This window comes from Martinezella hainanensis (assembly GCF_900094555.1).
GTDB lineage: Bacteria > Pseudomonadota > Alphaproteobacteria > Rhizobiales > Rhizobiaceae > Rhizobium > Rhizobium hainanense.
This window is the reverse complement of the sequence record NZ_FMAC01000004.1, coordinates 376,665-397,964: the sequence shown is the minus strand read 5'-3', so window position 1 is coordinate 397,964 and position 21,300 is coordinate 376,665. Positions and strand designations below refer to the sequence as shown.

Sequence of the window (21,300 nt, the reverse complement as noted above, 5' to 3'; positions counted from 1 at the left end):
ATCACCTATCCTTGCCCGTCCCCGTACGCAGTTCCTCCTGCTTCGGCTCCAATTCCTCTTGATGCTCTTTCGTCTCGACACCGGCGCCTGCAATCAGCCAGACCCCCGTCAGGATCAAGCCGCTACCGACCATCTGCAAGGCGACGACCCGCTCGCCAAAGACGAACCAGCCGGTCGCGACGATCAGCACGTAGCTGATGCCCGTAAGCGGAAAGGCGCGGCTGAGATCGAGCTCGGCCAACACATTCATCCAGATGAAGAAACCGACGATCTCGATGGCTATGGCCAGCAATATCCATGGAGAGGAAAGGGCTTGCCACAGCCATGCCTGCATACCTTCATCGTGCAAATGCCCGGCGCCAAGCTTGATGAGAACTTGGTACAGCGTGCTCAGCACCGGCACGGCAAGCCAGAAAAAACGTATACTAGGCATTACGCATCCGCCTCGTCTGTCGAGAACAGCGGCGATACCAGCCGCAGCACACTCTGAAGCAATGGGTTGCGATGGTGGAAATACATCGCATTGGCGGTCAGCTTGCTGCCGAGGCGCAGCTTGTTTTCATAATGGGCCTGGCCGCTCTGATAACGGCTCAGGCCGTTCTCCAGGCAGTAACGCAGATTGGTAAACCAGCTGATGAAATAGAGATTGTAGGGTCGCCCCTTTTCCCCATCCATGCAGAAGAACTTGTCGATGGCCATGCGCCCGTCATGCACGATCAGGTTGGCGGCGAGCAGCTTGTCCCCGACGAAATAGAAGGCGCAGAAGGAGCGGCCGGGCATGTAGGCGAGAATGCCCTGGAAATAGGCTGGTGTCAGCTCCTCGAACTGCCATTCGCTGCGGTTGCGCGTGTCGTGATAGAGCGCCATCACCTGGGGCAGGAATTCGCCGAAATCCGTCCGCATCTCGACCCTGACCTGGTCGAAGGATTTCATCTTGCGGCGCATGTCCTTGCGGGTGCCGGACGAAAGCCTGGCGAGATATTCATCGATCGTCTTGAAATCGATGTCGAGCCACGCCGTCGGAAGAGCGCCGATCGAGGCATAGCCGCGCGCGGCAAATAGATCGCCGAACTCCGCCGAAGCCTGCTCCGGAATATCCTTCAGACCGATCAGCGCACAACGCTCCGTCGCGGCGACCTGCTCGAAAAAGGACAACATCTCCGTCAGGAGTATGCGACGACGCTCCTGCGGGACGTCAGGATGAAAGCCGATCGCACCGGTCTCGGTGCAGGGCGATCCCAAACATGCAAGACGCAGCTTCAGAAAACCTGGAAAATACCGTTGCACGCTGCGCACGGACCGGCGCAGGAACCCCTCATCCAGCGTCGTATCGAGAGCATAGAGGCAGAGAAAGGCCGGCATGGCGACGCTCACATGTCCACCTTCCGTAAGGGTAATATAGCGCCATTCGAACCCTTCGAGGCCGGCCTCCTCGATCGCCAGCAGACAATCATAGTCCTCGACATCATTCGGAAAGCACGCATTCCATGCATCGCGGCCGATGGCGCGAATACTGAAATGAACTTCGGCCACCGGGTTACCGATCGACTGCGGCACGATTTTAAGCAGCGGCTGCGACATGGCGCGCCTCGAAGAAATCGGCCGTGAAATCGGCCACCTGCCGATGCTGCCGGTCGACATGGATCATGTGATAGCTGTCGGTGATCCATTTCAGCTCGTGCGGAGCACCGATATGCTCGGAAATATAGCGGGCATGTTTCGGGCTGGCGAGATCGTCGTCCTCGGCATGCAGGATCAGCGTCGGCGTCTGCATCTGCGGCAGCATGCTGCGAAGCGTCTTGCCCAGCCGATGCATCTCGACCAAACCCTTGCCGGGGAACTTTTCCAGGACCCCTTCGCTCGCCATGCCTTCGATCAGCCGGCGCATGCGCTCGTCCTTGATCCCGAGCGAGGTCGTCTCGCTGAAACTCAACCGATCGAGAAAGGGAACGCGCGACAGCCAGCCGATCTGCGAGGCCAGCAGCGGATAGTAGAAAGGAACGTCCCAGCCGTCATAACTGAAGCAGGGGGAATAGATCGCCACGGCGCTGATGGTCTTCTTCTGCTGTTCGGCAGCCAGCATCGCGAGCTTGCCGCCGACGCAGATACCGGCGGCGAAAACTTCCTGCGTTCTGGATGCCAGCAGCTCCGATGCCTCGACAACCGAGGCGAGCCAGTCTTCCCAACGGGTCTGGCGCAAGGTCTTCGCATCGACGCCGTGGCCGGCCAGCAGCGGCGCATAGACGCTATAGCCCTTGCGGTTGAGATGCCGAGCCACCAGCTTCATTTCGGCAGGTGCCCCCGTCAGTCCGTGGACCAGAAGGACGCCCTTGCCGTTTGAGCCCTCCATGAAGAAGCTCAATTCATCAGCTTTCATGAGATAGCTCCGACTGCCGGTTTTCCTTGGCCATGAAGCCAAGCGCATGGCAGGTGCTGATCACATGCGTACCGTTCTTTTCCTGCTCTTCCTTGATCTGGTCGTGCAGCGCCGGAAGCTTCGTCCAGTGGGTGCGCGGACGATAGTGATGCTCGGCGTGATAACCGTTGCCGAACCACAGCCAGTTGTAGAAAGGCTGGTGGCTCGAAACGCCCCAGGCGATCGGCTCGTCCGGATCACCGTTCAGGTGCTCGTAATAGCCGTTCAACGACGACAGGCAATTGCCGATATAGTAGAACGGCACGAAGAAGAGGACCGCCTTCCAGTCGTAGATCAGCGCGATCGCGGCAAGCCCCAGGAAGAAATAGAGCTCGAACCGCCCCCAGGCGGCATCGAACGGGCGGTTGCGGGCAATTGCCTTGTGAATATCGCCGAGGCTGTCACGGAAAAAGCTCAGGAACGTATAGGACCAGACGTTTTCCGGTTGGCCGTCGCGGCCATAGCGATAGATCGACAACATGTCGATCGTCTCGCCCTTTTCGTTCGGACGGTCGCTGTTGCCGGAATGATGGCGCATATGCACCCAGTGATAATAGGTCTGCGAAAAGCCGATCGCGACCGATTCCAGCAGGCTGAAGCCGTAGTTCATCCAGCGCGGCTTGAAATAAGGCGTGTGGATGAAATTGTGCGATATGCTGTTGATGTTCCAGGAGATCGAAACGGCATAGAGGCAGCCGAGAATGGCCGAGAGCCAAAGCGGCCGGCTTTCGAAGCCGACGATCAGATAGACGTCGAAGGCGAGATGGGCGACGGCAGCCAGAACCGGTGCCAGATCCCATCGAGTGTGCGCAAAGATTTTCATAGTCCTGTAACTCCCACGCAAACCACTCCGGCGGTGACGAGAAAAACGCCCGTCGCGTGGCGCAGGTTGATGTTTTCCTTGAAGATGACGGCACCGGCGAGCACGATGACAACATAGCTCATCGCCATCAGCGGGAAGGCGATGGTCAGTGGTACGTGCTCCAGAACGGCCGTCCAGGTGAAAAGCTCCACGGCCCAGAGCAGAATGCCGAGCCAGGTGACCGGTTTTGCCAGCGCCTTAAGGGGGGCGTTCTCGCTGGCCGATTGCTTGAAGCAGACTTCGCGGGCGGTCTCGGCGACCACGCAGAACAAGATGAGCCCAAGCATGGGAAGTGTCAGGCTGCCAGTCATTGCATATACTCCGCCAGCACCTCCAGCAGGGCGTGATTGGCCGCGCTGTTGATATTCCTCATTGTTTCGGCACCCTGCCGCATGCGCGGCTGATCGATGAAGATCTCCGCACGCTTCATGAACTGTGTTCGAAGGCTGCCAGCATAGCTCGGAGTTGAATAATCCCCGATGACATCCGCGCCGATGATGCGGTGGCGGCTGCCGATTTCGCTGATCAGAGCCAGGAGATAGGGCAGCCGCATGCGGCCCTGATCCCAATTGGTAACGGCATCGTCGGCCGCCAGCACATCCTTGTCAATCGTGACGTAGACGGCCTCGGTACGAATGCGGCTGAGCATGTGGTCAATGAAATTGTCCTCGCCGATTTCGACGATCGATTTCCAGTGCAGCGCACCTCTTTCCTGCCGATAGCTGGCACCGGTGCCGTAGTCGGCCACCACGCGGCTCGGCGGATGTTCGTAAGGGTAGAGTTCCAGCTTGCCGTCGCCGAGCCAGTGCAGGTTGGCGCCCTTGCGCTCCGGACTGCGAAGATCATGGCTGCAGACGCCAATCGTGACGACCTTCTGGATACTGGGGTTGGCAAGAGCGCGATTGACCCAGGAGCCACAATGCATGCCGCCGTCGAATTTGACCCAATCCGGATGATTGTCGAAGTGGATCAGCGTGGTCGCGCCGGATTGTCGTTCGAGTGCGCCGTCGAGCAGCAGAGCCGTAACATGGTGGAAATCGCCGGAGCCCATGAAGCACAATTGCGGGTCCTTGCCGGTCGTCGGCCTGTTCTTGACGATCTCTCGACTGAGATCATCAAGAGCACTCTGTTTGCTCCACAGCCGAACCTGTTGCCCCGCATTCTTGCCGAAAAACTGGTGCGCGCCCGCAAATTTGCAGGCGCGCACAAAATCAGGCTGCAACTCCAAAGCATCATCGAGATGAAGAAGCAGCAGTTGCACGGCCTTATCTCCGGGCAGCGCGCGTCAGAAGCTGATCGAGCAGGGCAAGCGCCAGGTCGATCTCTTCGCGGCTGATGAGCAGGTTGGGAGCAAACGTGATGACGTTCTTGTGGTAGCCGCCGACATCGAGCACGAGGCCATAGGTCTTGCCGCCGACCTGAAGGTCGCCCTTCATGCCTTCGTCGCACATCCAGTCCATCGTCGCCTTGCTCGGCGTGTAGCTGTCGTCCTGGCAGATTTCCATGCGCAGCGCGAGGCCGAGACCATCGACTTCGCCGACAATGGCGTGGCGCTTCTGCAGCTGCTTCAGCCCGTCGAGGAAGTGCGCACCCTTCTCCATGATGGCGGCGCCGAAATCTTCCTCTTCCAGCATCTTCATGGTTTCGAGCGCAACGGCAGTACCCATCGGGTTGCTGGCGAAGGTCGAATGCGTGGAGCCGGGCGGGAAGATGGTCGGGTTGATCATCTCTTCGCGGGCCCAGACGCCCGAAAGCGGGTTGAGGCCGTTGGTGATCGCCTTGCCGAAGACGAGAATGTCAGGCGAAACGCCGAAATGCTCGATCGACCAGAGTTTGCCGGTGCGGTAGACGCCCATCTGGATTTCATCGACAACGAGCAGGATGCCATGGTCGTCGAGAACCTTCTTCAGTTCGACGAAGAAGTTCATCGGCGGGATGACGTAGCCGCCGGTGCCCTGGATCGGCTCGATGTAGAAGGCGGCATATTCGGACTTGCCGGCCTTCGGATCCCAGACGCCGTTATATTCGCTCTCGAACAGGCGGGCGAACTTCTGGACGCAATAATGTCCGTATTCTTCCTTCGACATGCCCTTCGGGCCGCGGAAGTAATAGGGGAATTCGACGAACTGGGCACGATCGCCGAAATGGCCGTAGCGACGGCGATAGCGATAGCTCGAGGTGATTGCCGACGCACCGAGCGTGCGGCCGTGATAGCCGCCTTCGAAGGCGAACATCAGGCTCTTGCCGCCGGTGTAGTTGCGCACGAGCTTCAGCGAATCCTCGACGGCCTGCGAGCCGCCGACGTTGAAGTGGACGCGGCCCTTGTGACCGAACTTGCGCTCGGCATCCTGCGCAATCATCGCCGCAAGCTCCACCTTCTCACGGTGCAGATATTGCGAGGCGACCTGCGGCAGGCGATCGAGCTGGCGATGAGCCGCTTCGTTCAGGCGCTCATTGCGATAGCCGAAATTGACGGCGGAGTACCACATCTGCAGATCGAGGAACGGCGTTCCGGTCCGATCGTAGACGAAGGAACCTTCGCATTCCTCGAAGAATTTAGGCTTGTCAGTGTAGTGAACCGTGTCGCCATGCGAGCAATAGAGCTCTTCGAGGGCGCGCAATTCTTCTTCGGAGCGGACGGACTCGGTCTCGCCGCTGAAGGCCTGGGCTGCATTCGTTTTCATTCAATGCCTCTTGGTCTGGTTTACGCCGTCTTGAAATGCGGCAGCGTACGGGAGCGTCGCTCGACGCTCGGGAGAACGGCTTCCATCTTTGGAAGCAGATCGGAAAAGTCTTCGAAGCCGACATAGGGAATGGCGTTTTCCTCGCAGTAGTCGACAAGCTTGGACTTGGCGAAAACGAGGTCGACCTTGTCGGAAACGCAGAAGTCGCTTCGCCCGTCGCCGATGTAGACCTGCAGATCATTGCTATCGACGACGCGGCATTTGCAGACGCCGGCGCCGGATACGCAGCCGATCGCCGTGAATGGCGGAAACAGCGAATAAGACTCACGGCCCTGGGAAACGCTGCAAGTGAGCACATTGGCGACGATCGGCAGACCCTCGATGCCATGGCGCGCCAGGATACGGCGGATGAAATAGTCCACACCATCGCTGACGATTGTGACAGGCAATTCGTCGCGGCGGCAAAAGGACAGGAAACTCTCGAAGCCCGGATCGATCGACAGCGTGTCGAGAAACAGATCGAGCTCGCCGCGATTTGCCTGGATGAGAGCGATCTGGCGGCGCATGCATTCGCCGGAGCCGATCAGCCCCTGCTTCCACAGCTGTTCAATATCTTCCCACTCTGAACCGGCGAAACGGGTTAGCACCATATCCGTCGCGTCTTCGATGGATATGGTTCCATCAAAATCGCAAAACACCTGCATGAAATACCCTTTCGCCTTATCCTAAGTTGCGTCTAACAACCTCAGATGAGCCGGGTATGAGCGGAAAATGATGCGAAAATGAAAACCGACGAGACGTTGTATTTTTAACTCAACGGCAATCTTAGATCGACCTGAAGACCATTGCCCAAACGTGAAGTAGAAAGGTCGACCGTTGCCGAAAGACGGTCCGCCGTATCCGCAACGATAGCGAGACCAAGGCCAGCCCCTTCCGTGTGAAGCGTGTTGAGACGATAGAAGCGCTGGAATACCGCTTCCCTCTCATGTAGCGGGATGCCGGGGCCGCTGTCGCTGACCGAAATGCGGCCGAAACCATCCTCCGAAGCGATCGAAACTTTGATCTCCCCGCCGACTGGCGTGTATTTGATGGCGTTGTCGAGCAGATTGGTGACCAGCATGCGCAGCAGCGACTCGTCGGTCTTGACCTGGATCACCTCATCCCCCTCCAGCACGACGTCGAGTTCGCGGCTGGTGATGATGTTGCCGAATTCGGCAATGAGCGACGCCATCCAGTGATAGAGAGGCACCGATGTCAGATTAAGGGGGTGATGACTGACCCTGGCGAGACGCAGCAGCTGCTCGATCAGATGGATGGTGCGGTTGTTGCTGGCCACGAGATCGGAAATGATCGCCTGCCGCTCGTGATCGCTGTCGCTGTGTTCGAGCATCCGCAGGAGCAGCTTCACGCTCGCCTGCGGCGTGCGCAGCTGATGCGCGGCAAGGTCGGAAAAACGCCGCTCTAGCGTTAGTGACTGGCCGAGCTTTTCGAGCAGCTGGTTGATCGACCGGCCAAGCGGTAGCAGATCGCGCGGCAGCTCTTCGACAGGGATAGCCGAGAGATCTTCAGGCGATCTTGTCCGGATCTGCCGCACCAGCCCGTGGATGGTGCGCAGACCGCTATTGATGCCGAGCCAGATGAGAAAGCCGATGACCGGCACCAGCATCAGCAGCGGAAAGAACAGGTTGAGCAGAATGTTGGAAACGAGCGTTTCGCGAAGCGCGATCTTTTCGCCAAGCTCGATCACGATGGTCGTGTTCGGGATCGGCAGCGAATAGACGCGCCACTCGTCGCCGCCATAGGTCAGCGTGGTAAAGCCCACCTTCTGCTGCGGAACGTCGGAGAGAAAGGCCGTGCTGCTGTAGAAGCGGATATTGCCGTCGACCCAGGCGCGAAACATATGCGCATCGGCATAATCATCGGCGTCTTCGTTGAAGGCCAGCTGATTGTCCATGTTGAAGTCGATATCATCGATCTGCTTGGCCGCGTGGTCCGGATTCTTCTCCAGCGGGCGGCGCAGCAGGCTCCAGATCACGTTGGCATCGTCGATCAGCTGGGCATCGTAGATATTGTTGATCTCCCGCGTCGCACTGTTGAAGGCGAAAGCGGCGATCACGACGATCGTCACCACGACGACGGGCGCGATACGGAGAAATAGCTTGCGGGTAAGCGTGGAATTGTTCATCGCTCGATCATGTAGCCGACGCCGCGGATCGACTTGATGAAATCGGTGCCGAGCTTCTTGCGCAGATTGTAGATCGTCACTTCGATCGTATTGCTCTCGACGGTGTTTTCGGCATCATAAAGCGCATATTCGATATCGTTCTTCGTCACGTAGCGGCCGCTGCGCTCCATCAGCAGCTTGAGCAGGTGGAATTCCTTCGCCGTGGTATGGACCTGCGCATTGCCCTTGCGCGCCACCATGGCGGAAGGATCGACCTCCACGTCGCCGCAGCGGATGACGCTTTCGGTCCGCCCGTCGCGCCTGCGGATGAGCGCGCGCAGCCGTGCCAGCAGCTCGTCGAGATCGAACGGCTTGACCAGATAGTCGTCGGCGCCCTCATCCAGGCCTTCGACCTTCTGGCGCACGGAATCCATTGCCGTCAGCAAAAGCACCGGCACGGAATTTCCCCGCTGGCGGATGCGTCGCAAAACCTCCATGCCGCTCAGCAGCGGCAGATTGATATCGAGAACGATCGCCGCGAAATGCGAATGCGCCGCCGCCTCGAGGCCGGATTCGCCGTCGCGCATCCAGTCGACTCCATAGGCGTGCTTTTCCAGCGCCTTCTTCAGCGATGACCCGAGGATATTGTCGTCTTCAACTAGCAGAACGCGCACGACCGACCTCACTTAGCCTTATATTTCATAGCCGATGTGAGCCGCAATTGGAGCGGCGATGTGGCAAAGCTATGACGGATCATTTCCGCCTGGCAAGAGCGCGGGCGTCCTGCATCTTTCAAACAGAGCGAAAATGCACCGCAATCCACCGGCAAAAGCCGCTATCTCAGTTTCCGCATGGAGGCCTCCAGCACCTCGAAGATCCGGGGATCGGTCGACTGCGCGACGTTGAACCGCATGAAGCGTCCGGCCATATCCGAGAGGCTGAAAACATTGCCCGGCGCAAGGACGACGCCCTCGGCAAGGCAGGCACGCGCGACATCGGCAGCATCGAGCCCTTCCGGCAATCTGCACCAGAGAAACATCCCGGCTCGGGGCTTCAGCCATGGCACGATGCCGATCGCCTCCAACCGCGTCGATACCTCCGCCATGGTCTTGGCGAGCCGTACCCGCAAAGCCTCGACATGCTTGCGGTAGCTGCCATCCTTCAGCGAGAGATAAACGAGCTCGGCCGACAATTGGCCGCAACTGAAGCTGCTGGCGACCTTGAGATCGACAAGACCGTCGATCCAGTCCCGGCGCGCCGCGATGAAACCGCAGCGCACCGAGGCCGAAAGCGTCTTCGAAAAGCTGCCGATATGGATCACCCGGTCGAGCCCGTCATAGGCGGCAAGCCGCGGCGCCGGCACATCCTCGAAATCGGCGAAGATATCGTCCTCGATGATCGTCAGCCCGGCAGCATCCGCCAGCTTCAGCAGCCGATGTGCCGTCACGGGCGAGAGTGTCGCCCCCGTCGGATTGTGTATGGCGGAATTGGTGATGTAGAGCCGCGGCCTGTGCCGTTCGAGGATCTGCCCGAACAGTTCGACGTCCGGCCCCGTAGGCGTGAAGGGCACGGAGACGACATTGGCGCGATGCGCCCGCAAGAGCGCGTGAAAATTGAAATAGCAGGGATCGTCCACCAGAACGGTATCGCCGGGTTCCAGCAGGAAACGGCAGAGAAGATCGATCGCCTGCGTGCCGGATTCCGTCAGCAGGATCTGATCCGGCGGCACCGTGATGCCATGTTCGCCGAGACGGCGGGCGAGCAACTGCCGCAGCGGCGGCAGACCGAGCGGCGTCCCGTAATTGGCAAGCGCCCCCATATCTCCGCGCGCCATCGTTCGCATCGCCCTGCGCAACGCCGCCTGCGGCAGCCAGAAGGGTGGGAGCCAGCCGCAGCCGGGCTTCAGGACATCGTCGCCCACCTCGAGCGATTGCCTGGAGATCCATAGCGGGTCGACATTGCGATCCGATTTCGCTCCGGTCTCGGCCAGCGAAAGCGGCGGCAACGGGCCGCAGACATAAAATCCGGCACCTGGCCGGGAGCGGATCGTGCCTTCGGCGGCGAGCCGTTCATAGGCTTCAACCACGGTGGAAACCGACACCTGCATCGTCTTTGCGAAGCCGCGCACGGAGGGAAGCCGCGCACCCGTCATCAGGCTGCGGGTAGCAATACGATCCGAAATCGCAGCCATCACCCCCTCGATGCGCGTGCCGCCGGCTGCGCTTGCCACCGACAGATCATCCATCCGTATTGCCTCTCATGCCATAACAGTTCCTATAGATTGTACTGCACCGTCTCTGGCTTGACCAGGCAAATACGCCGATACCGCGAAGATCAAGAAGGAGCATGCGCAATGGACAAGACGACGACAGGATGGATCTACGGTTTGACGGGAGTGGTGATTTTCAGTGGCTCGTTGCCGGCGACGCGGGTGGCCGTGATGGATTTCGACCCTCTGTTCCTGACCGTTGCCCGAGCCGCCATCGCCGGCCTCCTGGGTCTTGGCCTGCTGCTTGCCTTTCGTGAAAAGCGCCCGAGCCGCAGTGATATCACCTCACTCGCCATCGTCGCTCTCGGCTGCGTCGTCGGCTTTCCGTTGCTGACGGCGCTGGCGCTCAAGCATGTCACCTCGGCCCATTCAATCGTCTTCATAGGCCTGCTGCCGCTGGCAACCGCCATCTTCGGCGTGCTGCGCGGCGGCGAGCGGCCGCGGCCCGCCTTCTGGATCTTCTCCGCCATCGGCAGCGCCCTCGTCAGCGGCTATGCGCTGGCCCAGGGCATATCGGCCTCGCCGGTCGGCGATCTCCTGATGCTGGCTGCCGTGATCGTCTGCGGCCTTGGCTATGCCGAAGGCGCGGTGCTGTCGCGCCGGCTTGGCGGCTGGCAGGTCATCTGCTGGGCACTTGTCCTGTCGCTGCCGGTTATGATCGCGCTCTGCGTTATGACCATGCCGCACAGCATCGACGGCATCGGCGGTCCTGCCTGGCTCGGTCTCATCTATGTCTCGCTCTTCAGCATGCTGATCGGCTTCGTCTTCTGGTATCGCGGGCTTGCCCAGGGCGGCATCGCAGCCGTCGGCCAGCTGCAGTTCCTGCAGCCCTTCTTCGGCTTTGCACTTGCCGCAGCGCTCCTCAAGGAAAGCGTCAGCTGGTCAATGCTGATCGTAACACTTGCTGTCGTCGCCTGCGTCGCCGGGGCGCGAAAATTCGCCCATTGAGGTCACTGCCCCAGCAAGAGTACTGCCGCTTGATCTTCTAAACCGATCGGTCTATTAGTAACCAATCGGTTTAGAAGGAGCCAAATTATCATGCCGACCCCACTCGTCCCGCCTTTCACCCGGGAAACCGCCATCGCCAAGGTCCGCATGGCCGAAGATGGCTGGAACAGCCGCGATCCCGAGCGTGTTTCCAAGGTCTATACGGAAGACAGCCAGTGGCGAAACCGTGCCGAATTCCCGCGCGGCCGCAAGGAGATCGTCGAATTCCTGACGCGCAAATGGGCAAAGGAACTGGACTACCGGCTGATCAAGGAACTCTGGGCCTTCGAAGGCAATCGCATCGCCGTGCGCTTTGCCTATGAGTGGCACGACGATAGCGGTCACTGGTTCCGCTCCTATGGCAATGAGAATTGGGAATTCGATGCCGAAGGCCTGATGCAGCGCCGTTTCGCCTCCATCAACGACATGCCGATCAGGGAGGAAGACCGGAAATTCCATTGGCCGCTCGGCCGCCGGCCGGACGATCACCCGAGCCTGTCGGATCTCGGCCTCTGAGATGGTGCGTACCGTCTTTGAAAAGCCGGATGCCATTGCCCTCGTTGCCGAAGTCTTCCGCGAGCTCGGCTACGAGGGCGCGTCGATGAGCGAGATCACCGCGCGCACGAAACTGTCGAAAGGCAGCCTCTATCACTTCTTTCCGGGCGGCAAGGAAGAGATGGCGGCGGAGATCATGGCCAATATCGACGCATGGTTCGTCAGGGAGATGTTTGAACCGCTCGAAAGGGAAGAACCACGCGCCGCCATTACCCGCATGTGGGAGACGACGGACAGCTATTTCCGTTCCGGCCGTCGCGTCTGTCTGATCGGCGCCTTCGCGCTGGATGAAACGCGCGACCGCTTCTCCGCCGCCATCCGCGGCTATTTCCATCGCTGGATCGAAGCGCTTGCCCGGGCTCTGCGGAAAATCGGCCTGCCCGATACGGAGGCGAACGCGCTCGCCGAAGAGGCCATCGTCGGCATCCAGGGCGCGTTGACGCTCGCCAGAGCCCTCGGAGACGATGCGATTTTCGGCAGAACCCTGAAAAGGCTGGAGCAGCGAATGGAATCAGCGCTTCGATAGGCGATGCGACCAGCGCGAATCACCTCCCGCCATGGCATTCAGCGCCTGGCGGAGATGGCTGATCGGCAGGCTTGGCGCCTCAAGTCAGACGAAAGCTGCGACGCTGCCCTCAAGAATTGGGGATGGACTGCGGATAAGACCATGATCTTAAACAATCCTCCACAAATGCGTGGCAATGTTAACCATGTTTGATTTGCAACTATCCAGGCTACTATGCTCAGCAGGGAACGGGAGCGCCGAGGAGACGGATAGACGATGCTGCAACAGGTAAACGACACCGACGATGCGCTGATCGACCAACTGCAACGTTCGGCGTTCGACTATTTCATGCTCCACACCAATCCCGAAAACGGGCTGGTGGCGGATACATCGATCAAGACGAGCCATTGCAGCATCGCCGCGGTCGGCTTCGCGCTGTCGAGCTATCCGGTCGCCGTCGAGCGTGGATGGATCAGCCGCGCCGATGCGGCCAAACGGGTGCTGGCCGCTCTCGATTTCTTCGCCAACAGCGACCAGGGCACCGAGCGTGGCGCCACCGGCCATCGCGGCTTCTACTATCACTTCCTCTATATGGAGACAGGCAACCGCGCCTGGAACAGCGAGCTTTCGACCATCGATACCGGTCTTCTATTGATCGGCGTTCTGACGGCGGCAGCCTATTTCACCGGAAACAGTCAGGTCGAGCGCGACCTCCGCAAGCAGGCAAAATTCCTCTACGAACGCTGCGACTGGCATTGGGCGCTGAACAAGGGCCAGACGATCAGCATGGGCTGGAAGCCGGCCAGCGGTTTCCTGCGCTGGCGCTACCAGGGCTATGACGAGGCGATCTTCCTCTATGTGCTGGCGCTCGGCTCGCCCACGCATCCCATTCCGCCATCGAGCTACGACGCCTTTGCCTCGACCTATACCTGGATGATGTTCAAGGACACGCCCTTCCTCTATGCGGGGCCGCTGTTCATTCACCTCTTCTCGCATGCCTGGATCGATTTTCGTGGCATCCGCGACAAGCATGTCGCCGACAAGGATACCGATTACTTCCGCAATACGCAGACGGCGATATCAGTGCAGCGCGACTACACCGAACGCAATCCCGGCCATTTCGCGGGCTATACGAAGGATATCTGGGGCCTTTCCGCCTGCGACGGCCCAAACCCGACGGGCACCAAGCACAGCCTGCGCTATGCCCCGAAGGTCTTCGGCTATGCCGCCCGCGGCGCACCGCTTGGCCCGGACGACGGCACCATCGCCCCTTGGGGACCGCTATCCTGCCTCGCTTTCGACCGCCAGGCCGCACTCGACGGCACGCGGGCACTGCTTTCGACCTATCCCAACCTGCTGCTCGACGGCCGCTTCCCCGGCGGCTTCAATCCGAGCGTCAAGGGTCCAGGTCCGGAAGGCTGGGTGGACGATCGCTCCGTCGCCATCGACCAGGGCCTGTTGGTCATGATGATCGAAAACGCCCGTACCGGCATGATCTGGAATCTGATGCGGCAATCGCCGATCCTCCGCACCGGCCTCGAACGCGCCGGCTTCACCGGCGGCTGGCTGAACGAAAAGCCTGCGGTCGCTTGATTTTTTGATCGTGGGTAGCCGTCAGGCATCCTCGTTAACGTAGCGACTGCCTGCCTGGCCCCTCACCCTAACCCTCTCCCCGTGAGCGGGGCGAGGGGACGAACGAGTCAAACCGCTACCCTCTTCGCCCATCGACACATTGCTTTGCGCGATAACTCCCTCGCCCCGCTCGCGGGGAGAGGGCTGGGGTGAGGGGCCGTGCACCGGATCACGACAAAGCCACACTCACCCGTCCATCATCTTGAGCGACCTTCAAAGCTTCTCTATCGCCGCTATCACTTCATCCTCGACGGTGATCCCCTCCGCCAATGCAAGACGCCGCGAACTCTGACCGCGTCGGCCCGGCAGGCGGGCATTGGGATCGCGGGTGATCTCACCCGCCAGCAAAGCCAGCCGCTGCGCCGTATCGGCCGCGCTCGTGGCCGCCGGATTGATCGCGATAATCGTATGGCCGAGCGCGGGTGGCGCACCCTTGTCGTCGAAGAGCGAGGAGGCCTCGAAGGCATAATTGGCGCCGGTCAGGCCGGCCGCCAGAATTTCGACCATGAGAGCGAGTGCCGCCCCCTTGGCATCGCCGGCTGGAACCATCGTGCCGGCAAGCGCCTCTTCGGCGTCGGTGGTCGGCTTTCCCCCGCGATCGAAAGCCCAGTCGGCGGGGATCGAGGCGCCCTGCTGCCGCGCGGCCATCACCTTGCCGCGCGCCACCTTCGACAGCGCCAGATCGATCACGATCGGATCGTCCCCCGGAAGCGGCGCGGCAAAGGCGATCGGGTTGGTGCCGAAAACCGGCGTCTTGCCGCCCCAGGGCGCCATGGAGGCCGGCGCATTGGCGACCATCAGCGCCACCAGCCCCTGATCGGCAAACCGCTCCACTGTCAGGCCCATGACGCCGGCATGGTGCGATCGGCTGATGGCGGCAAGCGCAATCCCCTGCTCGCGGGCAATCGTGGGAAGCTCGGCAACGGCAAGATCAAGCGCGGGATAGGCGTAGCCATTGCCGGCATCGATGCGCAGCACAGCTGGAAAGGGCCGGCTCATCTGTGACGTGGCAAAACCATCGGTCTTGCCAACCCTGGCCTGGCCAGCATAGGCAGGGACGCGGCGCAGACCATGGCCACCCTGCCCGGCAGCCTCCGCCGCGACGAGCGCGACAGCCACGGAACGGGCATTTTCGGCACTCACCCTGCTTCGCTGCAACGCCTCCACTACAAGCGTTTCGGCTTCGGCGAGCGACAGATGCATGAGAGGAGACCTTGAAAAATGAGGCGGATAAAGACTTTCTACGCCCTCATCCGCCCCATCGCAATGCAGCAAAAACTCTGTCTCATTGTTCCTTTACGCATCCAGGGCGGAAAACCGCTGCGCATTTTTCCTGGAATTGCTCCTGCGCTAGGCCACGTCGAACTTGACCCCTTGGGCGAGCGGCAAGGTGCGGCCGTAATTGATCGTGTTGGTCACCCGGCGCATATAGGCTTTCCAGGCGTCCGAACCCGACTCGCGGCCGCCACCCGTTTCCTTCTCGCCGCCGAATGCGCCGCCGATCTCGGCGCCGGAGGGACCGAGATTGACGTTGGCGATACCGCAATCCGAACCGCGCGCCGACACGAAAGTCTCCGCTTCCCGCATGTCGTTGGTAAAGATCGACGAAGACAAGCCCTGCGGCACGGCGTTATGCAGCGCCAAAACCTTGTCAAAATCGCTGTACTTCATGACATAGAGGATCGGCGCGAAGGTTTCCTGCTCAACCGGGCCGGTCTGTTCGGGCATTTCGACCAGAGCCGGACGGACGTAAAAGGCGTCGGCAGAAGCGTTTTCGACACGCTCGCCGCCAGTCACCGTGCCGCCGGCCGCCCTCGCTGCGGCAAGCGCCGACTGCATGCGGTCGAAGGCCTGCTTATCGATCAGCGGGCCGACGAGGGTGCCAGCTTCAAGCGGATTGCCGATCGTGACCGAACCATAGGCCTTCTGCAGACGCGGAACGAGCTGATCATAGACGCTGTCGTGGACGAAGAGGCGGCGCAACGTCGTGCAGCGCTGGCCGGCCGTGCCCATCGCGGAAAAGGCGACACCGCGCAGGGTGAGGTCGAGATCGGCCGTCGGGCAGACGATGGCGGCATTGTTGCCGCCGAGCTCGAGGATGGCCCGGGCGAACCGGCCGGCAAGGCGCGGGCCGACCGCACGGCCCATCGCCGTCGAGCCGGTCGCGGAAACCAGCGGCACTTGGCGATGATCGACCAGCAACTCGCCGAGATCGCGGCCACCGATCAACAGCGTCGAAAGATTGGCCGGAGCCTCGCCACCCTCGGCGAGGTAACGCTTCAGCGCCTTTTCAAACAAAGCCTGCACGGCAAGCGCCGTCAGCGGCGTCTTTTCCGACGGCTTCCAGATGGTGGAATTGCCGCAGACGATGGCGAGCGCCGCATTCCACGACCATACGGCAACCGGGAAATTGAAGGCGGAGATGATGCCGATCGCGCCCAGCGGATGCCAGCTTTCCATCATCCGGTGTTCAGAACGCTCGGTGGCAATGGTCAGGCCATAAAGCTGGCGAGAAAGACCAACGGCAAAATCGCAGATGTCGATCATCTCCTGCACTTCGCCCAGACCTTCGGAGGTGATCTTGCCGACTTCGATAGACACGAGGCGACCAAGCGCCGCCTTGCCGGCACGCAGCTCCTCGCCGAGCAGACGGATCAGCTCGCCGCGCTTCGGCGCCGGCACATTGCGCCATGCAAGAAACGCCTCATGCGCCGCCGCGATCGCACCCTTCGCCTCACCAGCCGAATGCTCCTTCAGCCGGCCGATCTCGGCGCCCGTCACCGGAGAGATGACGGCAAGCGTTCCGCCGGTGTAGCGATCAGCCGATACGCCAAGCTCCGTTAGTATCGCCTTGGTTTCGGCAGCAAGATCTGATGTCGCGGTCATCTTGTTTCCTCTTCCCGTGATGCTGTTTCGTTGACTATTCTATCTATTGTCTCGCAATTCCGGACGGAAAACCGCTGCGCACTTTTCCTGGAATTGCTTCAGACCCGAGCACCGACGAAATGCGCGGCCTGGGCGCCGGCTTCGTACCACATTTCCTTTGCCGCCCTGAAGCTCGGCTCGACGATGTCGGTCACCGGCAGCGGCAGATCGGCCTCGGAAATCTGCCCGAGAATATGGCCGGCAAGCACCTTGCCGAAAACGGTGCCGGGCGCGATGCCGCGGCCATTGTAGCCGGAGAAGCCGACGACATTCCGGTCCAGCTTGTGGAAACGCGGCAATGCATTGTCGGTCATGCCGATCTTGCCATACCATTCGCATTCGAACGGGATGTCGCCGAGCTGCGGAAAAAGCTTTCTGATCGACCGTCGCGCCCAGCTTTTGTGGATGGCAAGACCGGTATTGCGCAAAGCGCCGACGCTGCCGAAGACGAGCCGGCCGGCCTGATCCATGCGGAAGGACGAGAGCACTTCCTTGGTATCCCAAGCACCCTCACGCCCCGGCAGCACGGATTTACTGAGGTTGTCGCCGAGCGGCACGGTGGCGAAATTGAAATAGGGCAGATGCACCTGTTCGTTCCTGATCGCCTCCCAGGGACCGGTACTGTAGGCATCCGTCGCGACGACAATCCAGTCGGCGCTGACCTTGCCGCGGTCAGTCGAAACCACCCATTTCGCGCCACTTCTCTCCGTCGAGGTCACATGGCTGCCGGTATGGATTGTAACGCCTGCTTTCACCACGGCATGGGCAAGGCCTCGGGCATAGGCAAGCGGCTGCAGCGTGCCGGCACGCATGTCGAGCAGTGCGCCCGCATAAGCCGAGCTGCCGATGCGACGTTCCGTCTCCCGCGCGTCGAGCACTGTGACCGGCGCGCCGCGCTTGCTCCACTGGCGGGCACGCTCCTCGATTTCCTTCAATCCCTCCGGCCCGACTGCGCAATGCAGCGTACCGTTGCGCTCGAGCTCACAGGCGATGCCGTGCTTGTCGATCAGCTCCATGACCAGCTTCGGCCCGTTGCCGAGCAGCTCGAGCAGGCGCTCGCCATGAACGGAGCCAAGTTCGCCGGGAAGATCGTCCGGCATCACCCACATGCCGGCATTGATGAGGCCGACATTACGCCCGGCACCGCCAAAGCCGATTTCATTGGCCTCCAGCAACACGACATTCGTGCCGGCTTCCGCCAGATGCAGCGCCGTCGAAAGACCGGTATAGCCACCACCGACCACCACGACATCGGCAGATATCTCGCCAGAAAGCGGCTTCGTTGCCGGCGGCAAGGGGGCGGTCTTTTCCCAGAGACCATGGGAGCGTGGGTCATTCAGCATGAAATCGGTCCAATCGACAGAGATAATCGCGCCAATCTAGCGCTGTGCGCGAAGTTGCGGAAGCGGCAAGAGCGACATCCGATGGACATAGCATGATGCCGAAAAATCATCCGCTCTGGAGAAAAACTTGCATGGCGACAGCGCTTTCGACCATTATAGAGGAAAAGCCGATCGCCATCGCGGTCGCAGCCAAAAGCAGGACATCCTCATGAAGCCCATTTTCGTTCAGCTCCAATGCTCTCCCGGCAAGACCTACGAGGTCGCCGACGCGATCTACCAGACGGAGCTGGTTTCGGAGCTGTATTCCACCAGCGGCGACTACGACCTGCTGATGAAGGTCTACATCGCCGAGGAGCAGGATATCGGCAAATTCATCAACGACCACATCGCCAATATCCCCGGCATCATCCGCTCGCTGACGACGCTGACCTTCCGAGCGTTCTGAGAGGTCCGGATTTCGGGCCGATACATCATCTCATTCGAAATTGCCCCTCACCCCAGCCCTCTCCCCGTTTTTGACGGGGAGAGGGAGTTCACTGGGTGCTGTAGTCGGGGCACAAATGCAGCACAAACACCGAAATAGTCCCCTCTCCCCGCAATGCGGGGAGAGGGTTAGGGTGAGGGGTATGGCACAATAGTCCAGCATCATCACATTCCCCCGGCGCGCTTGTCCTTCTCGCTGCATATCGCCCCCACATTAACCCTCTTGCCCGAAACACAACGCTCGCCGACCCGCGATTAAACCCTTTTTAACCGACCCAATGATCTGCTTTGCCGACTGATCAACGGGCGGCGCGCTGCAGCGCCGGATTGCCGGCGCGTGGCGCGGTATAGAGGTCGAGGGTGGATCGATGACATCGGCTGTTGCGGATAATCAGGCAAACAAGCACACCGGGCCGCTGATCGTGCATGTCGTGCGCCAGTTCCTGCCGAACAAGGGCGGTTTGGAAGACGTCGTTGCCAATCTCTGCCGCCAGCTGGTCGCACGCGGCTACCGCGTGCGCGTCGTCACCTGCAACAGCCTGTTTTCCGATCCCGGCCGGGAGCTCGCGGAACACGAAACCATCGACGGCATCGAGATCGTCCGCATTCCCTGGTCCGGCTCCAGCCGCTATCCGCTAGCGCCGAAAGTCTTCCGCCATCTGGCCGATGCCGACCTCGTTCATGTCCACGCCGTTGATTTCTTCTTCGACGCATTAGCCTGGGGCAAGCTGATGCATGGGAGACCGATGGTTGCCACCACCCATGGCGGCTTCTTCCACACGCAGAAATATGCCGCCATCAAGAAGATCTGGTTCAACACGGCAACGCGGCTTTCCGCCCTCGGCTACGCCTCTCTCATCTGTTGCAGCCAGTCCGACGCGCGGCTCTTTGCGCAGATTGCCGAAAGCCGTGTCCGCCTCATCGAAAACGGCGCCGATGTCGGCAAGTTTTCCAATTGCGCCGCCCTGGAAGCCCGCCGCCGCGTCGTCACCATCGGCCGCTTCTCGGTCAACAAGCGGCTCGACCATCTGCTCGATGTCATGAAGGTGCTGGCGGCCCGCCATGAAGACTGGCATCTCGACATTATCGGCGCTGCATCGGATCTCGATCGGCCAATGCTGGAACATGAAATCGCGGCGCGCGGCCTGGAGCACAACGTCGCGCTGCATGTATCGATCGACGACGGTTCAATCCGCAATATCATCGCCCGCACCTCGCTCTTCGCCTCGGCCTCGGAATATGAGGGCTTCGGTCTGGTGGCGATCGAAGCCATGAGCGCCGGTCTGCTGCCGGTACTGAACGCCAACGAAGCCTATAAGGCGATGGCCGAAACCCATCCTGCCCTCATGCTTTCGGATTTTTCCGATCCGGAAGCAGCTGCCGACACATTGACCGCGGCCTACGAGCGCCTTGAGGCCGACGATCTGAGCCTTCGGCAGGAACTGTTGCGCGATGCCCGCGCCTATGCATGGGATGAAGTCGCCCAGCGCTACATGGACGTCTATGCCGAGACGCTGACACCGAAGGGCAAGTCGCCTCAGCTCCTGCGCCAGCGCGGCCAGGTGGCATAACCTTCGAGAATGCCCATCAGCCAGGCACGCTTGTAGCGGGCCGCATCGAGATTGAAACGCGCGAGCGCCGCCAGCCAACCGGCGACCGGGCGAAACAGTCGGTAGCCGACATAGTAAAAGGGAAAGGCCTGCTTGCGCATCAGCGCGCCGAAGCCGCGTCCATATTTGCGCGCCCGCTCCACCTGCCGCGGTCCATATTCGCTGGTGACCTGATCGTGATGGACGATGAGCTCTGGAAAGAACATCGCTCGTCTGCCGGCGGCAAGCGCGCGCAGCAGGAAATCCGCCTCTTCGCCACTCTGGAACGGCGATTCCGAACCGACGCCGAGATCCTCGTCGAAGCCGCCGATATCAACCAGTGCTGCACGGCGCACGAAGATACCATTGGAGTTGCCGCACTTCAGATAGTTCCACCGCGTCAGCGCAAGTCGCGTCTCGCCCGTCGGGCTGACGGAGGCCATGCCTTCGGCATCGAGGGTGCGGCCGGTGATAATCGCCAGCTCCGGATGGGCTGAAAACAGCGTCGCAGCCGTCGACAGCGTATCGTCCTCATACCAGCAGTCATCGTCGGGAAAACACACATAGTCGCCCTCTGCGACCGCCATGCCGTTGTTGCGTGCCCGCGAAAGCCCTTTCGGCGAGTGGACGTGACGAATGAGGAAGGAAGAGGAAAAGCCGTCGATGAGCGCCAGCAGTCGGTCGTCCGCATTCTGATCGACGACGATGACCTCGAAATCCTTATGACTCTGCCCAGCCAGCGAACGGAATAGCCGCTCCAGCTGGTCGAACCGATCGACCGTGCAGACGATGAGGCTGAACACTAGAACCCTCCGCACAAGTCCCGGGGGACGGCCAATATCAGAGAGAAAGAATATTAGCCGAAGTAAAAAACGAACTTAGTGCA

21 protein-coding genes are annotated in these 21,300 nt (G+C 60.6%); 6 read left to right on the top strand and 15 right to left on the bottom strand.

Annotation, left to right across the window (positions count from 1 at the left end; translation table 11 throughout):
* Window position 1: 1 nt before the first annotated feature.
* From GA0061100_RS15490 to GA0061100_RS15440, 11 genes are all read right to left on the bottom strand, one after another.
* Window positions 2-433: a DMT family transporter gene (locus GA0061100_RS15490; protein WP_075853582.1), complete on the bottom strand. Its 432-nt coding sequence runs from the start codon at window positions 431-433 to the stop codon at window positions 2-4.
* Window positions 433-1,581 carry a GNAT family N-acetyltransferase gene (locus tag GA0061100_RS15485; protein ID WP_075853581.1) on the bottom strand — a complete coding sequence of 383 codons (1,149 nt, stop codon included), beginning with the start codon at window positions 1,579-1,581 and terminating at the stop codon, window positions 433-435. Before GA0061100_RS15485 ends, GA0061100_RS15490 begins: the two co-directional genes overlap by 1 nt.
* Window positions 1,562-2,377: an alpha/beta hydrolase gene (locus GA0061100_RS15480; RefSeq protein WP_075853580.1), complete on the bottom strand. Its 816-nt coding sequence runs from the start codon at window positions 2,375-2,377 to the stop codon at window positions 1,562-1,564. The genes GA0061100_RS15485 and GA0061100_RS15480 overlap by 20 nt, the downstream gene beginning before the upstream one ends.
* Entirely contained in the window at window positions 2,367-3,239 is an 873-nt protein-coding gene (locus GA0061100_RS15475) for a fatty acid desaturase family protein (protein WP_075853579.1), read from the bottom strand. Before GA0061100_RS15475 ends, GA0061100_RS15480 begins: the two co-directional genes overlap by 11 nt.
* A complete protein-coding gene (locus GA0061100_RS15470; RefSeq protein WP_075853578.1) occupies window positions 3,236-3,589 on the bottom strand; it encodes a DMT family transporter in 354 nt (117 codons plus the stop codon). Before GA0061100_RS15470 ends, GA0061100_RS15475 begins: the two co-directional genes overlap by 4 nt.
* The gene (locus GA0061100_RS15465) at window positions 3,586-4,539 is read right to left on the bottom strand and encodes an arginase family protein (protein WP_075853577.1); all 954 of its coding nucleotides are present in this window, start codon (window positions 4,537-4,539) and stop codon (window positions 3,586-3,588) included. Before GA0061100_RS15465 ends, GA0061100_RS15470 begins: the two co-directional genes overlap by 4 nt.
* 4 nt (window positions 4,540-4,543) lie before the next feature.
* Complete coding sequence (locus tag GA0061100_RS15460) at window positions 4,544-5,962, bottom strand: aspartate aminotransferase family protein (protein ID WP_075853576.1); 1,419 nt, start codon at window positions 5,960-5,962, stop codon at window positions 4,544-4,546.
* 20 nt (window positions 5,963-5,982) lie between these two features.
* A complete protein-coding gene (locus GA0061100_RS15455) occupies window positions 5,983-6,666 on the bottom strand; it encodes an MtnX-like HAD-IB family phosphatase (RefSeq protein ID WP_075853575.1) in 684 nt (227 codons plus the stop codon).
* Window positions 6,667-6,770: 104 nt separating this feature from the next.
* Window positions 6,771-8,147 carry a sensor histidine kinase gene (locus tag GA0061100_RS15450; protein ID WP_075853574.1) on the bottom strand — a complete coding sequence of 459 codons (1,377 nt, stop codon included), beginning with the start codon at window positions 8,145-8,147 and terminating at the stop codon, window positions 6,771-6,773.
* Entirely contained in the window at window positions 8,144-8,800 is a 657-nt protein-coding gene (locus GA0061100_RS15445) for a response regulator transcription factor (protein ID WP_075853573.1), read from the bottom strand. The genes GA0061100_RS15450 and GA0061100_RS15445 overlap by 4 nt, the downstream gene beginning before the upstream one ends.
* Window positions 8,801-8,961: 161 nt before the next feature.
* Window positions 8,962-10,371, bottom strand: a complete 1,410-nt coding sequence (locus tag GA0061100_RS15440; protein WP_075853572.1) for an aminotransferase-like domain-containing protein — start codon at window positions 10,369-10,371, stop codon at window positions 8,962-8,964.
* Window positions 10,372-10,479: 108 nt separating this feature from the next.
* Between GA0061100_RS15440 and GA0061100_RS15435 the strand changes: the two genes are divergently transcribed.
* The 4 genes from GA0061100_RS15435 (at window position 10,480) to GA0061100_RS15420 (ending at window position 14,035) form a co-directional block, all read left to right on the top strand.
* Window positions 10,480-11,343, top strand: a complete 864-nt coding sequence (locus tag GA0061100_RS15435; RefSeq protein WP_075853571.1) for a DMT family transporter — start codon at window positions 10,480-10,482, stop codon at window positions 11,341-11,343.
* Window positions 11,344-11,433: 90 nt separating this feature from the next.
* Window positions 11,434-11,898, top strand: coding sequence for a nuclear transport factor 2 family protein (locus GA0061100_RS15430; protein ID WP_075853570.1), 465 nt, complete (start codon window positions 11,434-11,436; stop codon window positions 11,896-11,898).
* A 1-nt stretch (window position 11,899) separates the two neighbouring features.
* A complete protein-coding gene (locus tag GA0061100_RS15425) occupies window positions 11,900-12,463 on the top strand; it encodes a TetR/AcrR family transcriptional regulator (protein WP_083961362.1) in 564 nt (187 codons plus the stop codon).
* 255 nt (window positions 12,464-12,718) lie between these two features.
* The gene (locus tag GA0061100_RS15420; protein ID WP_075853569.1) at window positions 12,719-14,035 is read left to right on the top strand and encodes a glucoamylase family protein; all 1,317 of its coding nucleotides are present in this window, start codon (window positions 12,719-12,721) and stop codon (window positions 14,033-14,035) included.
* Window positions 14,036-14,287: 252 nt separating this feature from the next.
* On the opposite strand, the gene GA0061100_RS15415 is transcribed toward GA0061100_RS15420, so the two are convergent.
* The 3 genes from GA0061100_RS15415 to GA0061100_RS15405 all read right to left on the bottom strand — a co-directional run bounded on the left by GA0061100_RS15415 (window position 14,288) and on the right by GA0061100_RS15405 (window position 18,342).
* Window positions 14,288-15,277, bottom strand: a complete 990-nt coding sequence (locus GA0061100_RS15415) for an Ldh family oxidoreductase (RefSeq protein WP_075853568.1) — start codon at window positions 15,275-15,277, stop codon at window positions 14,288-14,290.
* Between the two features lie 147 nt (window positions 15,278-15,424).
* A complete protein-coding gene (amaB, locus tag GA0061100_RS15410) occupies window positions 15,425-16,960 on the bottom strand; it encodes an L-piperidine-6-carboxylate dehydrogenase (RefSeq protein WP_075853567.1) in 1,536 nt (511 codons plus the stop codon).
* 98 nt (window positions 16,961-17,058) lie between these two features.
* Window positions 17,059-18,342 (bottom strand): NAD(P)/FAD-dependent oxidoreductase, encoded by a 1,284-nt coding sequence (locus GA0061100_RS15405; protein WP_075853566.1) that lies wholly within the window; start codon window positions 18,340-18,342, stop codon window positions 17,059-17,061.
* A gap of 208 nt (window positions 18,343-18,550) precedes the next feature.
* Here GA0061100_RS15405 and GA0061100_RS15400 point away from each other — a divergent pair, with 208 nt between their 5' ends.
* Window positions 18,551-18,787, top strand: coding sequence for an Lrp/AsnC ligand binding domain-containing protein (locus GA0061100_RS15400; RefSeq protein WP_047630985.1), 237 nt, complete (start codon window positions 18,551-18,553; stop codon window positions 18,785-18,787).
* A gap of 406 nt (window positions 18,788-19,193) precedes the next feature.
* Complete coding sequence (locus GA0061100_RS15395; protein ID WP_075853565.1) at window positions 19,194-20,396, top strand: glycosyltransferase family 4 protein; 1,203 nt, start codon at window positions 19,194-19,196, stop codon at window positions 20,394-20,396.
* Here the strand turns inward: GA0061100_RS15395 and GA0061100_RS15390 are convergent.
* Window positions 20,363-21,217 carry a glycosyltransferase family 2 protein gene (locus GA0061100_RS15390; protein WP_075853564.1) on the bottom strand — a complete coding sequence of 285 codons (855 nt, stop codon included), beginning with the start codon at window positions 21,215-21,217 and terminating at the stop codon, window positions 20,363-20,365. The genes GA0061100_RS15395 and GA0061100_RS15390 overlap by 34 nt on opposite strands.
* Between the last annotated feature and the right edge of the window lie 83 nt (window positions 21,218-21,300).